Source organism: Paracoccus sp. TOH (genome assembly GCF_030388245.1).
GTDB classification, from domain to species: Bacteria; Pseudomonadota; Alphaproteobacteria; order Rhodobacterales; family Rhodobacteraceae; genus Paracoccus; species Paracoccus simplex.
Genome location: NZ_CP098361.1, coordinates 762928 through 777811, shown reverse-complemented (window position 1 = coordinate 777811; position 14884 = coordinate 762928). Strand labels below are relative to the sequence as shown.

General features: G+C 63.5%; 14 protein-coding genes and 1 pseudogene. 9 read left to right on the top strand and 6 right to left on the bottom strand.

Annotated features, from left to right (window positions below; translation table 11 throughout):
- Nucleotides 1-299 precede the first annotated feature (299 nt).
- The 5 genes from NBE95_RS14465 to NBE95_RS14445 are packed head-to-tail and all read right to left on the bottom strand — an operon-like array spanning nucleotide 300 to nucleotide 5298.
- The gene (locus tag NBE95_RS14465; protein ID WP_289894947.1) at nucleotides 300-1757 is read right to left on the bottom strand and encodes an aldehyde dehydrogenase family protein; all 1458 of its coding nucleotides are present in this window, start codon (nucleotides 1755-1757) and stop codon (nucleotides 300-302) included.
- Entirely contained in the window at nucleotides 1754-3160 is a 1407-nt protein-coding gene (locus NBE95_RS14460; protein ID WP_289894946.1) for an FAD-dependent oxidoreductase, read from the bottom strand. Before NBE95_RS14460 ends, NBE95_RS14465 begins: the two co-directional genes overlap by 4 nt.
- Nucleotides 3157-3453, bottom strand: coding sequence for a (2Fe-2S)-binding protein (locus NBE95_RS14455; protein WP_289894945.1), 297 nt, complete (start codon nucleotides 3451-3453; stop codon nucleotides 3157-3159). The genes NBE95_RS14460 and NBE95_RS14455 overlap by 4 nt, the downstream gene beginning before the upstream one ends.
- Nucleotides 3446-4576 (bottom strand): FAD-dependent oxidoreductase, encoded by a 1131-nt coding sequence (locus NBE95_RS14450; RefSeq protein WP_289894944.1) that lies wholly within the window; start codon nucleotides 4574-4576, stop codon nucleotides 3446-3448. Before NBE95_RS14450 ends, NBE95_RS14455 begins: the two co-directional genes overlap by 8 nt.
- The gene (locus NBE95_RS14445) at nucleotides 4573-5298 is read right to left on the bottom strand and encodes a GntR family transcriptional regulator (RefSeq protein WP_019352221.1); all 726 of its coding nucleotides are present in this window, start codon (nucleotides 5296-5298) and stop codon (nucleotides 4573-4575) included. Before NBE95_RS14445 ends, NBE95_RS14450 begins: the two co-directional genes overlap by 4 nt.
- Before the next feature lie 85 nt (nucleotides 5299-5383).
- Here NBE95_RS14445 and NBE95_RS14440 point away from each other — a divergent pair, with 85 nt between their 5' ends.
- The 5 genes from NBE95_RS14440 to NBE95_RS14420 all read left to right on the top strand — a co-directional run bounded on the left by NBE95_RS14440 (nucleotide 5384) and on the right by NBE95_RS14420 (nucleotide 10100).
- Complete coding sequence (locus NBE95_RS14440) at nucleotides 5384-6295, top strand: dihydrodipicolinate synthase family protein (RefSeq protein WP_289894943.1); 912 nt, start codon at nucleotides 5384-5386, stop codon at nucleotides 6293-6295.
- Between the two features lie 68 nt (nucleotides 6296-6363).
- Nucleotides 6364-7206, top strand: a complete 843-nt coding sequence (locus tag NBE95_RS14435) for a transporter substrate-binding domain-containing protein (protein WP_289894942.1) — start codon at nucleotides 6364-6366, stop codon at nucleotides 7204-7206.
- Nucleotides 7207-7389: 183 nt separating this feature from the next.
- Entirely contained in the window at nucleotides 7390-8745 is a 1356-nt protein-coding gene (locus tag NBE95_RS14430) for an IS1380-like element ISPme1 family transposase (RefSeq protein WP_012112698.1), read from the top strand.
- A 240-nt stretch (nucleotides 8746-8985) separates the two neighbouring features.
- The gene (locus NBE95_RS14425) at nucleotides 8986-9627 is read left to right on the top strand and encodes a glutathione S-transferase N-terminal domain-containing protein (protein WP_289893952.1); all 642 of its coding nucleotides are present in this window, start codon (nucleotides 8986-8988) and stop codon (nucleotides 9625-9627) included.
- A 47-nt stretch (nucleotides 9628-9674) separates the two neighbouring features.
- Nucleotides 9675-10100, top strand: coding sequence for a nuclear transport factor 2 family protein (locus tag NBE95_RS14420; RefSeq protein WP_289893951.1), 426 nt, complete (start codon nucleotides 9675-9677; stop codon nucleotides 10098-10100).
- A gap of 45 nt (nucleotides 10101-10145) precedes the next feature.
- Here the strand turns inward: NBE95_RS14420 and NBE95_RS14415 are convergent, their stop codons facing one another.
- On the bottom strand, nucleotides 10146-10724 hold the full coding sequence (locus NBE95_RS14415; RefSeq protein ID WP_289893950.1) for a YciI family protein: 579 nt from the start codon (nucleotides 10722-10724) through the stop codon (nucleotides 10146-10148).
- A 28-nt stretch (nucleotides 10725-10752) separates the two neighbouring features.
- Here NBE95_RS14415 and NBE95_RS14410 point away from each other — a divergent pair, with 28 nt between their 5' ends.
- The 4 genes and pseudogenes from NBE95_RS14410 to NBE95_RS14395 all read left to right on the top strand — a co-directional run.
- A complete protein-coding gene (locus NBE95_RS14410) occupies nucleotides 10753-11418 on the top strand; it encodes an amino acid ABC transporter permease (protein WP_289894941.1) in 666 nt (221 codons plus the stop codon).
- The gene (locus NBE95_RS14405; protein ID WP_289894940.1) at nucleotides 11418-12182 is read left to right on the top strand and encodes an amino acid ABC transporter ATP-binding protein; all 765 of its coding nucleotides are present in this window, start codon (nucleotides 11418-11420) and stop codon (nucleotides 12180-12182) included. Before NBE95_RS14410 ends, NBE95_RS14405 begins: the two co-directional genes overlap by 1 nt.
- Before the next feature lie 54 nt (nucleotides 12183-12236).
- On the top strand, nucleotides 12237-14276 hold the full coding sequence (locus NBE95_RS14400) for an FAD-dependent oxidoreductase (RefSeq protein WP_289894939.1): 2040 nt from the start codon (nucleotides 12237-12239) through the stop codon (nucleotides 14274-14276).
- Between the two features lie 14 nt (nucleotides 14277-14290).
- Nucleotides 14291-14795: pseudogene (locus NBE95_RS14395) on the top strand (electron transfer flavoprotein subunit beta/FixA family protein); the annotation flags it as partial.
- Between the last annotated feature and the right edge of the window lie 89 nt (nucleotides 14796-14884).

Sequence of the window (14884 nt, the reverse complement as noted above, 5' to 3'; positions counted from 1 at the left end):
TGGGTATTCTGGTTAATAATTTTCGGGCGGAAGATGCGCCGGGCACTGGGCCGCCAGCCAGCCCGCGTCCGGCGCAACATCGCAGCTTGGCAACGGCGATCGGCCTTGGCAGCAGAACGGGCATGCCTGTCCTGGTGGATCTGGCGACCACGGAGAGCCAAGGTGATGCGGTTGGATCCTTGGCCGTACGCCCTTCACCATCGCGTTCAACTTCGCCACAGCAAGATAAAGCGAAAAGACCCCCCAACTTTGCACTGCCGTTCAGGGACGGCGCGAACGCCGTCCATCACCTTATCGCTTCAAATCTTCGCCGTGATGGTTTTGACAGCGTAATAGGCTCGCAGTGCTTCAAGGCCCTTTTCGCGCCCGAAACCGCTATTTTTCGTGCCACCGAATGGTGTCTCGACGCCTCCTGCAAAATACTGGTTGATATAGACCTGCCCTGCAGAAACCGAGCGGCCAAAGCGCATCGCCTTCGAGAAGTCAGCAGTATAGATGCCGGCGACCAGGCCGAACCGGGTACATTCGGCCAATTCGCAGGCATGCTCGAAATCATCGGCGATCTGGATGGTCAGCACCGGGCCAAAGATCTCCTCCTGCACGGCGGGCATGTCGGCCTTGGCAGCCTTGAGCAGCGTCGGCGCATAGAACCAGCCGCCCAAGCCTTCGGGATTGAGGATCTTGCCGCCTTCCAGAAGCCCTGCCCCCGCCTCGATGCTGGCAGTCACGATCTGGTCGATCTTCTGCAATTGCTGGAGCGACACGATCGGACCAAGCCCAGGGTCGTCGATCCCGCGGCCAATGCCGATCTGACGCACGCGCGCGCGCAGTTTTTCAATAAAGGCGTCGGCACAGCCGCGCTCGATCACCAGCCGGGAACCGGCCGAGCAGACCTGCCCGGCATTGGTGAAGATCGCTTTCAGCGTACCCTCAAGCGCCGCTTCCTGATCAGCATCGTCCAGAACCACCACGGGCGATTTCCCGCCCAGTTCCATCGTCACCGAGGCGACATGTTCGGCGGCGCTGCGCATGACACTGATGCCGGTGGCGACCGAACCGGTAAAGGTCACATGCGCGATGTCGGGATGGGCCACCAGCGGGGCGCCGGTGGTGGCGCCGGTGCCGCAGACGATGTTCACGACGCCATCAGGCACGCCGGCGTCCTTGAGAATGGTGCCCAACATCAGCGCGGTCAGCGGCGTCTGTTCAGCGGGCTTGACCACGGCCGTCGCGCCTGCGGCCAAGGCAGGCGCCAGGCCGCGCGTCGTGGTCACCAATGGGAAATTCCACGGAATGATGTGTGCGGTGACACCAACCGGCTCGTGTTGGGTGAAAGAGACGAAACCCTTGCCCAACGGGATCGTGTCGCCCTGCAGCTTGTCCGCCATTCCGGCGTAATATTCGAAATATCGGGCCGAGGTTTCGATATCGCCCTTGGCCTCGCGCATGGGCTTGCCACTGTCGAGAGATTCCACCGTTGCCAGCTCCTCGGCCCGCGAACGGATGGCTTGCGCCACCCGGAACAGGATCCGACCGCGCTCGGCCGGAGTGATCTCGGCCCAGGCACCCTTCAGGGCGGCCTTGGCGGATTTCACCGCCCGGTCGACCAAAGCGGCATCGGCAACCGGAACCTGCGCCAGCACCTCGCCGGTGGCCGGATCATAGGTCGGCACAGCCGCATCGTTTCCGGTCGGCACATGAGCGCCGTCGATGAAGGGCTTCAGGTCGATGTGACGATGCGGAGCAAGGTCTTTCATGGGGTTTCTCCTGTTTGGGGGATCTGTGGTTCGTCCGGCTCGGGGACCGGTCGAGCGTCGCGATCGGCGGCAATCTGGCCTAGCGGAATCGGACGAAGAGGTGGGCGCACTCTGGGCCGGGTCGCCAGATCGTCAGGCGCCAGGCCCAACAATGTGGGCGCGGCGGGCAAGCAGTTGCGACCTTGACAGCGGCCCATGCCCAGCCGCGTTGCCGTTTTCAAGGCATTCAGGTTGCCGGTCTGCAGTCGGGGATGCGATTGCAGCTCTGCCAGCTTCAGCGCTTCACAGCGGCAAACGATGGTGTCGGGCGTGGCGGCGTTCAGCGGCGACGCGAGCCGATAGGCCAGGTTCAAACTGCGACGGAACCGGTCCAGCCGTCCATGATCCCGACGCAAGGGTGCGGGCACGCCTTGTCCAAGGATTGCGTGCGCCGCGATCCGGCCTTCGATGATGGCAACCTTGACGCCACCGATTCCGGCGCCGTCGCCGATGGCATAGACACCTGCCACACTGGTCTCGAACGTCCCGCTCCGTTCGGGGACCGCGCCGTTGAGGCTTGGTTCAAACCGCATTCGGCAGCCGAACAACCGCGCGGGTTCTGATCCGGGCACCAGTCCGTAGCCTGTCACCAAAATATCTGCTTCGAGGGTTTGGCGCCGGTCGTCCGGACGGCCATCGGGCCCGATTCGAGCGACGGTCACGCTTTCCAGCGCCTCGCGACCCGAGACCTCTGCTACCATATGTCCGAAACGCATCGGCACGCCGGCGCGCAGCATCGCCGCACGATAAGCCAAAGCCTGACGCAGAATCCCGGGCGCGGCCCAAAGCCCCCTCATGCTGGCCGGCAAAAGCCGCGCCGCACGCTGTGCCTCGTGGACAGCAACGACCTGGGCTCCGGCGGCAATCAATGTCGCTGCCGTCACCAGGACCAGAGGTCCGTTACCGGCGACAACGACACGGCCCTGCGGCACCAATCCCTGACCCTTGACCAGATTCAGGCAGCCACCAGCGGAAATGACCCCCGGCAGGGTCCAGCCGGGGAACGGCATCGGCAGATCCTGCGCGCCGGTTGCGAGCACGACTGCGCTCGCGTCGATTCTGCCGCTGCCCTCGCGCCCCGCATAGGCGATGCAATGTGGCGCCACTGCCGACCATACGGTCGTGTCGCGCAGGAACCGCACGCCGGGCCTGGCAAGAACCTGCGCCAGCGCGGCATAGCCTTTACGATCATGCGGCAGCCGCCGATAGTCTGCCGAGAATGCCGCGGGCAACTGGCGAAAATACTGGCCGCCCGCCTGTCGATTCTCGTCCAGGATAACGACCTCGCGTCCGGCTTCGGCGAGAGCCGCGGCGCAAGACAGGCCCGCCGGCCCCGCGCCGATGATCACCACCGGGGCCGTCATCGCACGCCCTCGTCGCCGGTTCGGATGACCATGCCGGCCTCGACCGGCTCCATACAGCTGCGGACCGTGTTCAGCCCCTCGACCCAGACGGCGCATTCCCAGCACTGGCCCATGCCGCAATAATAGCCACGGCGGGCCCCGTCGCGGGCCGAGATCCGCTGCGCCGCCATGCCGGCCCGCAAGAGCGCAGAGGCGATGCTTTCGCCTTGATGGCCGGTCATAGCGGCGCCGTTGAAGGTGAAGGAAATGATCGGCCCCGGCTTCACGCCGGGGATGAGACGAAAATCACCCATGCTGGAACCTCGCCGGGTCAAAAATCTCGATAGGCCGCGATGGCGCTTGCCCTGCCATCACCTCGGCAAGCAATTGGCCCATTGCTGGGCCAAGGGTGAAGCCGCCACGGGCACAGGCTGCGACGAAGATATTGTCATGGCCCTGCAGCGGGCCGAGATAGGGCAGGGAATCGGGCGTCACGCCTTCGTATCCGGCCCAGCTGCGCAAGGCATTCAGCCCGGCAAGGCCCGGCACGACACGCAGGGCTAGCCGGATATTGTGAACCACCTGGTCGTGATCCACATCCTTGCGCCGGTCCTCCAGGGTGCCGATGCCCTGCCAGCCGCCGCCGATCAGGCAACTGCCATTCAGCGCCTGCTTGAGCGTGAGGATGCCGCGGGCATGACTGACCAGACCTTGCATCGTGAATGGCGCGGGCTCTGTCACCGTGACCATATTCACATCCAGCGCGACCGGAAGATGCACGCCCAGCATTGCCGCGGTGATCTGCGTCCAGGCACCGGTGGCGATGCCCAGGCGGCGGGCCCGGACTCGGCCATGTGGGGTGTCGACCTCGGGGCTGGGGCCGGGATGGATGGCGCTGACCGGGTGGTGCGCAAAAATCTGCACCCCGGCATTCGCGGCAGCCTTGGCCAGCGCCGGACCCATGAGGGTCGGGCTGGCAAAACCGTCCTGCGGCGAATAGGATGCGGCGGCGACATCGGGCGACAACCACGGCGCGCGATCGCCAATCTGCGCTTGGGTCAGGATCTCGATGCGCGCCCCAGCCTCGGCCTGCTGGCGCGCGACATCGCGGAGCCGGTCGGCCTCGTTTGCGGTCATCGCGACCTTCCAGCCTCCGGCACGCCGCAGATGCGCGTCAATGCCGAATTGTGTCAGCAGCCCCTGCCAGATTTCCCACGACCAAAGCGCATAGGGCACCAGCGCCGGCAACTTGTTTTGCACCCCCAACGACCCTGCGTTGACCGCCGACGCTTCCGTCCAGATCTCGCCGCGGTCCAGCAGGGCCACGCTCTGCCCCTTCTGGGCCAGCAGCATCGCAGCATAGAGGCCGAAGATCCCGCCACCGATGATCAGCGAATCGTAGATTTGCCGATCATTCCCGACGCCCGCGGCTCTCACCTGCCGTCACCCTGGGTCGGAGAGACGAAGGGCTGCGCCTCTTCTGCCCGCCGCAGATATTCCAGCAACGCCTCTTCCGAGCGATTCAGGTCAGCCACCACCGCCTCGCGCAGACCCCGCGCATCCCTCGCGCTAGCAGCGGACAGGATCCGGTCATGCGGACTGCTGTCGGGGCGATGCAAAGTCAGGATAGGGTACATGTTGCGCAGCGTCGGCCCGATGCGAAGCCACAACCCCTCGACGATCTTGACCCGCACCGGCATTTCGGCAGCGGTATAGATGCGGAAATGCAGCTCTGTATTCAGGCGCAGGGCTTCGCGATAATCCTTCTTTTCCAACGCCATAATGAAATCGGCCTGGGTCTCGCGCAGCGCCTCGATATCCGCAGGGGGCAGCTTCGTCGCTGCCGCCTCGGCCAGATCGCCTTCAAGGACGCGGCGGATCTCGAAGATCTCGCGAATCTCGTCAGCACCCCGCTGGGGGACCACGATGGCGTTGCGGTCGGTGGTCTGAAGGATGCCGTCTGACACCAGCCGCAGGACCGCCTCGCGCACCGGCGTCACGCTGACCGAAAAATCGGGGGCGATTTGCCGAAGATTGATTCGGTCGTTCGGCGCAAAGGCTCCCGACAAGATCATGCGCGCCAGTTGCGCATGGACCTGTTCCGCCAGCGAATCACCGCGAACGGCGCAGAAGACGTCCTTTCCTTTGGATTTTGCCATGTTTTGCGTCCTTCACCGAAACTCTTGCTTCTTTCAAAATACGATATATCATGTATCACATATGATCAATCGGAAAGGTAGCAACGTGATTGGAAATGATTGGAGCGGGGTTCTGACAGCGGCGATCACCCCGTTCGACGCGGACGGGGCGGTGGATGAAGCAGCGCTGCATGCGCATTTCGACCGGATGCTGGCTGCCGGAGTGAAGGGTTTCGTCGTCTCGGGCAGTACCGGCGAATATTACTCGATGTCTGCGGATGAACGGAAAGCGTTGTTCAAGCTGGTGGCCGATGCCTATGGTGATCGCGCCATGCTGGTCGCGGGCACCTCGTCATTGAACCATGCGGACACGCTGGAACTGACCCGCTATGCGAAGGATGTCGGCTTTGACGGCTGCATGCTGCTGCCGCCGGTCTATTGCCTGCCCACTCCGGCCGAAATTCGTGCCGCGGTTGCTGAGGTCGCCGAGATCGGCCTGCCCGTCATGCTTTACAACAACCCTGCCCGTGTCGGTGTCGGCTTGACCCCGGCGCTGACGGCGGAACTGGCCAGCATTCCCAATGTCGTCGCCTACAAGGAAAGCGCCCGCGACCTTTATGCAGTGGGTGAGACCTATTACGCGACCCGCGACAAGCTGCGGCATTTTGCGGGCCTTGAACCCTATCTTTCCAGCCTGCTCAGCCGCGGCGCCTCGGGGTCGGTCTCGACCATCTCGAACATCTGCGCGGCCGAGGTCGTCGCGACCTATGACGCCTATCGGTCGGGCGATCTGGATGAAATGTCGCGCAATCAGCAGATCATCGACCAGCTTTACCACCTGATGGCGCGCTCGGGCCTGTCGAACTTTGCCTTCGTCAAGGCGGGCATGGCTGCGCTTGGCTTGAATGGCGGCACCGTGCGCCGCCCGCATCTGCCCGCCGATGCCGCCAAGATCGAGGAAATCGGCAAGGGCATCCGCGCCATCTACGCCAATGCAGGCAAGGCGGTCCCGCAGTAATCCGCGCATGAAACACAACGGCCCGGACGCCAAAGGATCCGGGCCTTTACCCAACAAGGAGAAAACCGATGAGACTGACAATCCGCCTGATGCTGGCCGCGACCTGCGTCGGCCTGCCGCTCATGCCCGACGCTACGCTGGCCGATCCCGTCTGGGACCGGATCGAAAGCACCGGCACCATCACCTGCGGCGCCATCCCGAACGACAAGATCGGCTCCTGGGTCGATAGCGCCACCGGTCAGTGGGAAGGCTACGAAATCGACCTGTGCCGCGCCATCGCCGCCGATCTGGGCAAGGAGATGGGCAAAGAACTGAAGGTCCAGTTCCAGGAGACCGGCTGGAAGACCGTGGTGCTGGACCTGCAATCGCAGAAGATCGACATCTGGCCGGGCATGAGCGCGACCGAACAGCGCAAGCAGGCCCTGAACATGATAGGGCCGATGTACGACCTGGCCTTCTGCGCCATGGACGGCAAGACCGCCAAGGTCGGCAAGACATGGGACGAACTCAACGCGCCCGACGTGCGCATCGCCACCGTCACCGGCACAAGCGTCGAGGCCGCGTTCAAGCGCATGGCGCCCAAGGCCCAGCACGTCACTCTGTCCGAATATTCCGAGATCACGCTGGCCGTGCAATCGGGCCGCGCCGACATCATGGGCGCCGATGTGCTGCGCTGCCTGAACGTGATGCAATCCGCGCCAAATGTCTTCAACAGCGTGTTTTTCCCTACCCCGATCGAGGCCATGGGTTCCTCGGCGGGGGTGGTGAAATCCGCCGACAAGCTGACGCCCTGGCTGACAGACTGGGCCACGACGCACAAGGCGGATGGCTCGATCCGGGAAATCTTCCTGAATGTCATGAAGAAGGCCGGCTATGACATCGGCAATGTCCCGCCCGAAGTCCAGTTCTGAGCCATAGGCTCCCACGCAGGCGCGCGGATGCGACGCTCCGCCTCCGCGCAGGCACCTATCGCTCAGAGAGAAGCTCATGGGATATGAATCCCACATTCTCCAAGTAAGTCGCTGATTTCGCTGTCGTAATCGTGATATTTCGCATATAAATCATGGCGTTGACGGCTGCGAGGGGCGCGTTTCATGGATCACCTGGAGGGTGCGGGCTTGGCGCGGGGAGATCGGGTTGATTTCGACCGCCGTGTGCGTCTGGAGTTCCGTGGTGCGCAGATCAGTTCAGACGGTGGCCTGCTGGTGATGCGCGAGCTTGATGACGTGCTCGGCCTGTCCAATCTGGCGTCGGAGGCGCTGCGAGACAGCCGCACCGGGAAGAACACGCTCCATCGGCTTGACGGATTGTTCCGGCAATCGGTGTTCGGACGACTGGCCGGATACGAGGATGTGAACGATGCCGACCGCTTGGCCCTCGATCCCGTGATGCGTCAGGTCGTTGGCGGCAGGGCCGTCGAGGCGCAAGCTGCTTCGGCATCGCAGATGGGACGGTTCGAGACCGAGACGCTGGCTCTGGCCGCGAACCGGGCGGCGCTGGCCGATCTGAACGGCCAATGGATCGACCGGTTTCATGACCGCAACGGGTTGAAATACATCGTGCTGGACATGGACAGCTCGGTCAGCCCCACCCACGGCGATCAGGAAGGTGCTGCCTGGAACGGGCATTTCGACTGCACCTGCTATCACCCCATCTTCTTGTTCAACCAGTTTGGCATGCTGGAGCGCTGCGCCCTGCGTAACGGCAATGTCCACAGCGCCGATGGCTGGCGGGATGTCCTTGATCCCGTCATTGCCCGATATGCTGGCCGCGACCTTGGTGGACGCTTCTTCCGGGCCGACGCTGCCTACGCGATCCCCGCGATCTATATGCGGCTGGAAGAAGCCAGGTTCTTCTACGCCATCCGTCTGCCCGCCAACGCCGTCTTGCGCGAGAAGATCGCGCATCGGCTGACACGGCCCGTGGGACGGCCTTCGCTGACCAAGGTCAAACGGTTCTTCGAGGACTTCGAGTATCAGGCGGCGTCCTGGGACAAGCCGCGCCGCGTCATCGCCAAGATCGAATGGCATCCGGGCGAGCTGTTCCCCAAAGTCGGCTTCATCGTCACCAACCTGCCGATGGAGCCAGACTGGGTGGTGAGGTTCTACAACCAGCGCGGCACCGCAGAGCAGCACATCAAGGAAGGCAAATATGCCTTTCGCTGGACGCGGCTGTCATGCCGGAAGTTCCGGCACAACGAGGTGCGGCTGCAACTGCACGCGCTGGCCTACAACCTGGCAACCTTCCTGCGCTGCATCGAACTGCCCGAGGCCATGGCGGACTGGTCGTTGACCAGCCTGCAACTCAAGCTGATCAAGATCGGCGCCCGCGTCGTCCGCCACGCCCGCGCCATTACCTTCCAGTTGGCCGAGGTCGCCGTCACCGGCCCGATGGTGCGGGCCGTCCTTGCCGCCATCCGCCGTCTTCGAACGCCTCCGTCATGCGCATGACCACGATCCATGCCCAAGCTGAACGAAAGCGGCAGGACAGGTCCGTCTGCCGCGCGGAAAAGCGGCTCTGCCGGGCCAGAATGCTGCGGGTTCGAGGCTTGATCCACCCGACTTCGGCCGTTTGCGCGACGACAGACACCGCTCGGGGCGAAAAACGCTTGCCCAGCGAGCAAAATCAGGCGATCTTGAAGTCAAGCGGCAGGCCACTTGGGGAATGTCGGGATATTGGCAGGCACAATCATGACCCCCATCCAGCTTTACAGCTACCAGACTCCCAACGGCCACAAGGCCTCGATCATGCTCGAGGAAACAGGGCTCCCTTATGTCGTCCATGTCGTGGATATCGAAAAGGGCGACCAGTTCCGGCCAGAATTTCTCGCACTGAACCCCAACAACAAGATCCCGGTGATCGTTGACCCCGACCGGAGCCGGACGGTGTTCGAGAGTGGCGCGATCCTGCTCTACCTTGCTGATCGCTCGGGTGTGCTGAAGCCGGCGAACGACATCGAGGCCGGGCTCACGCTGCAATGGATGCTCTTTCAGGCGGGGCATGTCGGGCCGACGCTCGGCCAGCTCTGGAACTACAAGATCTTTGCCGCCGAAAGGCTCCCGCAGGTGATCGCCCGTTTCGAACGGGAGACAGCCCGCATCCTGCGGGTGCTGGATGGCCAATTGGAACCAAGACCATATCTTGTCGGCGATCTTTTCGGTGTCGCCGACGTGATGACCTGGCCATGGATCAACGCTGCCGTATCCAAGCTTGATGTCGATCTCGGCCAATACCCGAATGTCGCCCGCTGGTTTGCTGAAATCGCGGCGCGGCCGGCTGTGCAACGCGGTCTCCGCGTTCCGGCTCACGATGACCAGGAAACGCTCCCATAGAAATTCGCGGGTGTCTCATAGCCGCTACTCGCAAAAGGAGAACAAAGATGGGCGCTCCCTCTCCCGAACTCTGCAATCTTTGGCTTGCGCGCGCCTTCAATGCGCAGGACGTCGAAGCCGCTGCCGCCATGTACCATCCCGAAGCGTCGATCGTTCAGGTCGACGAGGTCCATGGCGGCACCAGCATCGCGCGCGGCGCCGAGGCTATCCGTAAAACGATGGCCGGCTATATCGGGCTGAAGCCCCATATGGATGTGATCACCCACCACACGACCGTTTCCGGCGACTTTGCGATGACACGCTCGCAGTGGTTGATCAGGGGCATGGACAAGGAGGGCAAGCCGACGAAAGTGCATCATCATGGCATGGAAGTTCACCGGCGCCTAAGCGATGGGACCTGGGTCTTCTTCCTGGACCACCCCTTTGGCGCCGATCCGAGCTGGGCAATCGAAGCACCACCACATACAGAATAGCTGAAATGCTTCGCGCCTCGGGGCGCAATGAGACCTGTTGCCGTTCTACGATGGTTGCTCCAGTGGCCACACCTCGACGACGCCGTGTGCGACAGCGCAGGGGGTCCGCGAGACCATGTCTATGGCCTCGGCCAAATCGGCAGCTTCGATTATGGCAAAGCCAGCCACCGGCAAGGACGACGTCATGAACGGTCCATTTGCCGTTTCCACCTGAGCGGCGTCGGGATTGCGCACTTGCACAGGAGCGCCCGCGATACCCATCAACGCTCCGTCTTTCTGCAGCGTCGCATCATGAGCATGGGCCTTTAGAGCGGTGATTTTCTGTCGGATGCCAGCCAAGAACACGGCCTCTTCGTCGGTCAGCGGACGGGTGGGCCAGCCTTTCACATAGAGCATGTTCTTCGGGATTGTCGCCTCGATGCTGGAGCGGATGGCGGCGATCTCCTTTGCGCGCGCCAGTCGGTCGCGCAGATCGGCATCGAGCAGATCCGGCGCAATGTCGCCCAGCCAGCGCCCGCCCTGGAAGGCAAAGCCGCTATCAGCCTCAAGCGTGACCATGCGTCGGTAGAGCGGCGCGGCCTCCGGCTGGCGCGCGGCCGCTGCAAGGTCGGGCAGGCTGGACATGATGCAGAAGCGGCAGCTCACGCGGGACATGCCGAATGAATATGACTGGTCGGTCGTGCTCCGGCCGGACGCCTGGTTCGAGGCAATCTACATCACGCTGCTTTATGGCATCGGCACAACAGTGATCGGGCTGCTTCTGGGACTGGGACTGGGCCTCGTGTTGATCGGATCATTCGCGCCGGGCCGCTGGGCTGTGCAGTTTTTCATCGGCCTGTTCCGCTGCACCCCGGCGTTGATCCAGATCGTCTGGTTCTACTACGCCTTTCCGATCGTGCTGGGAGTAAATCTGCCGGCATGGCTGGCAGCGGGCTGCGGCCTGACCTTCTATATGGCCGCGTTTTCGGCAGAGATCTTTCGCGGCGGCGTGCAATCCATCGACCAGCGCCAGTGGAGCGCCTGCCGCTCGCTCTGCATGTCCTACTGGCAGACGATGTGGCACGTGATCCTGCCGCAGACAATCCGCCGGATGACGCCCGCCATCGTCAACCAGGCGATCATCCAGTTCAAGAACACCTCGCTCTTGTCGGTCGTGGCGGTGCATGACCTGATGTATACTGCCAATGCGCTGACGGCCGAGACCTATCGCCCGCTGGAGGTGCTGACTTTCGCCGCATTGATCTACATCGCCATCATCTGGCCCATGGCCAGCCTGACCAACTATTTCGAGCGCCGCTCGCAACGGAGGCTTGCCTGATGAGCTATGTCTCGATCCGCAACCTGACCAAAAATTTCGGGAATTTCCGCGCGCTGGATGACGTCAGCATGGAACTCGAAGAGGGCAAGACCGCCGCGATCATCGGTTCGTCGGGCTGCGGCAAATCGACCTTCCTGCGCTGCCTCAACCTGCTTGAAATGCCCACCAACGCCGATTTCCGCATCGGAGACCAGCAGGTGCGCTTTCAGGACGAAAAGCAGGTACAGGGCGAAAAGGACGCTCTGGGATTCCGCCGCAAGATGGCGGTGGTGTTCCAGAGCTTCGATCTGTTCCCGCACATGACGGCGCTGCAGAATGTCGCCCTGGCACCGACCCTGGTCCGCAAGATGGAGCGCGACAAGGCCGAGGCCCTGGCCATGCAATTGCTGGACCGGATGGGCCTGCGCGAACGCGCCGGGCATTATCCGACGCAGCTGTCCGGGGGCCAGCAACAGCGCGTGGCCATTGCCCGGGCGCTGGCGATGGAACCCAAGGTTCTGTTGTTCGACGAAGCGACCTCGGCCCTCGATCCCGAACTGGTGGGCGAGGTTCTGGACGTCATGAAGGCCTTGGCGCGCGAAGGCCGCACCATGCTGGTCGTCACGCATGAGCTGCATTTCGCCCGCGAAGTCGCCGACCTGCTGATCTATTTCGACAAGGGCCGCATCGCCGAGATGGGGCCACCTGCCGAGTTGCTCGGCAACCCGCGCACCGACCGCCTCAAGGCCTTCCTGACCCGCTACACCCACACGCTCGCCCAGTGAAGGCGCCGCGCCTCCTGATCGCAAGCAACCGACCGCACATAAGGAACGACCCCAATGTCTGCGTATGATGCCCTCCTCCAGCCCTTTAGCCTGCGCGGGCTGACCCTGCGCAACCGGATCGTCAGCACCGCGCATGCGCCGGGCTACAGCGTGCAATCGCTGGCCGGCGAACGCTATCGCCGCTATCATGAGGAAAAGGCCAAAGGCGGCGTCGCACTGACCATGATCGGCGGTTCCACCGCGGTCTCGCCCGATGCCGCCGCCCCTTTTGGCCAGCTGACCCTGGCCGAGGACAGGGCCGTTCCTCATATCCGGGAACTGGTCGAGGGCGTGCATGAACATGGCGCGGCAGTCTTTTGCCAGATCTCCCATGCCGGACGCCGGGGCCGTTGGGATTCGGGTGCCTGGATCGCGCCGGTCAGCGCCTCGGCCGTGCGCGAGGCGCAGCACCGCTCATTTCCGCGCGCGATGGAGGAATGGGATTTCCAGCGCATCCTGCACGACTTCGAAGCGGCGGGCCAGCGCGCCGCGGCAGCCCAGCTTGACGGAGTCGAACTGCTGTTCGCCGGCGGCCAGCTCGCGCTGCAATTCCTGTCGCCTGCCGTCAATCGGCGCGAGGACGAATATGGCGGCAGCCTGGAAAACCGTCTGCGTTTTCCTCTGCAGATCATCCAGGCGGTGCGGCGCGGCGTCGGCGACAAGCTGGTCCTGGGCGTGCGCATCACCGGCGATGAATTCTTCGAGGCCGGCCTGACCCGCGACGATTGCCTGGCAATCGGCAAGGCAATCGCCGGCGCGGGCGATATCGACTACCTGAACGTCATGGCCAGCACCGTCTATGACTGGCGCACCGCCTCGCTTTCCATGCCGGGGATGAGCGCGCCGCTGGCGCCTTACCTGGACATGGCGGCGACGATGAAGGCAGCGATCACGATCCCGGTCATGCACGCGAACCGCATCCTGGACTTCGCCACCGCCACGCGCGCGGTCGAGGAGGGGCTGATCGATCTGGTCGGCATGACCCGGGCCCAGATCGCCGATCCGCACATGGTCCGCAAGATGATGGAGCGGCGCGAAAACGACATTCGCCCCTGCGTCGGCGCCAATTACTGCATCAGCCGCATCTATGCCGGGGGCGAGGCGCTGTGCATCCAGAACCCGGCCACCGGCCGGGAAACCACTCTGCCGCATGTCATCCCGCGCGCCGAGGTGCAAAAGAACGTCGTCGTCGTGGGCGGCGGTCCAGCGGGGCTGGAAGCTGCCCGCGTTTGCGCCGAGCGCGGCCACAAGGTTACCCTGATCGAGGCCGAGCCCCAGACCGGCGGCCAGATCAACATCGCCGCCAAGGTGAAGTGGCGCCAGGACCTGCAGACGATCTCGCAATGGCTCGAGGACCAGTGCCGCAAGCTGGGCGTCGACTTGTGGCTGGGCTACATGGCCGATACCGAAATGGTCGAGCGTTTCTCGCCCGATATCGTCATCATCGCGACCGGCGGCTTCCCCAATGTCGGTGAGATCGAGGGCGACGAGAACGTCTACAGCACATGGGACATCCTCAGCGGCCGGGTGGCGTTGGGCGAGCGGGTACTAATGTTCGACGACCAGGGCGCCGACAGCGGCATCAGCTGCGCCGACTACCTGTCGCAAGCGCAGAAAAAGCTGGAGGTGGTGACGCCCGAACGCCATCTTGGCGTGGAGGCTGGGGCCTATAATTTCCCGCATTACCTGTCGCACCTCTACAGCAACGGCGCAACCATCTCACCCGACCGACGTTTGCGCCGCGTCGCCCGCTTGGGCAACAGCCTGGTTGCGACGCTGCGCAACGAATATACCCAGGTCGAGGAAACCCGCGAGATAGATCTGGTGGTCAGCGACAGTGGAACCTTACCGAATGACGAGCTGTATTTCGAACTGAAGGACCGCTCGCGAAACCGCGGCGCGGTCGATCACGACGCGCTGCTGAATGGCAGGCCGCAGACGACGGTCTCGAATCCGGATGCCAAATACATGCTGTTCCGCGTTGGCGACGCGGTCGCTTGCCGCAACATCCACGCGGCTATCTATGACAGCCTGCGGCTGTGCAAAGATCTGTAGACATGCAGGCAGTCATGAAACCTCTCGTGCCGGTGAAGCGCGTGATCGACTGCAACGTGAGGGCGCGCGTTAAGAGCGCCGGCTCCGGTGTCGATCTGGCGAAGGTGAGGATGTCGTTGAGCCTGTCGACGAGATCGCGGTCGAGGAGGCGATCCGGCTGAAGGAAGCCGGCAGGGCCGAGGAGGTGATCGCGGTCTTGATCGGCGTGAAGCAGGCGGCCGAGACGCTGCGCACCGCGCTGGCGATGGGCGCCGAGGAGGTGCAGCAGGACATCGAGCCGCTGGCGGTGGCCAAGATCCTCGCCGCAGATCATCATCGCCGGCAAGCAGGCGATGGACAGCGACATGAACACCACCGGCCAGATGCTGGCGGCGATCCTGGGCTGGGCGCAGGCGACCTTCGCCTCGAAGCTGGAACTACGGCGGCAAGGCCAAAGTCACCCGCGAGGTCGACGGCGGGTCGCAGACCATCGAGGGCGCGCTGCCGGCGGTGGTCACCGCCGACCTGCGCCTGAACGACCTGTTCTCCGGGTGCCGGAATTCACCGGGAAAGCATGACAACCCCGATAACATGGTGCAGCCACCCCAACCGGGGCGGCTTTTGCTTTG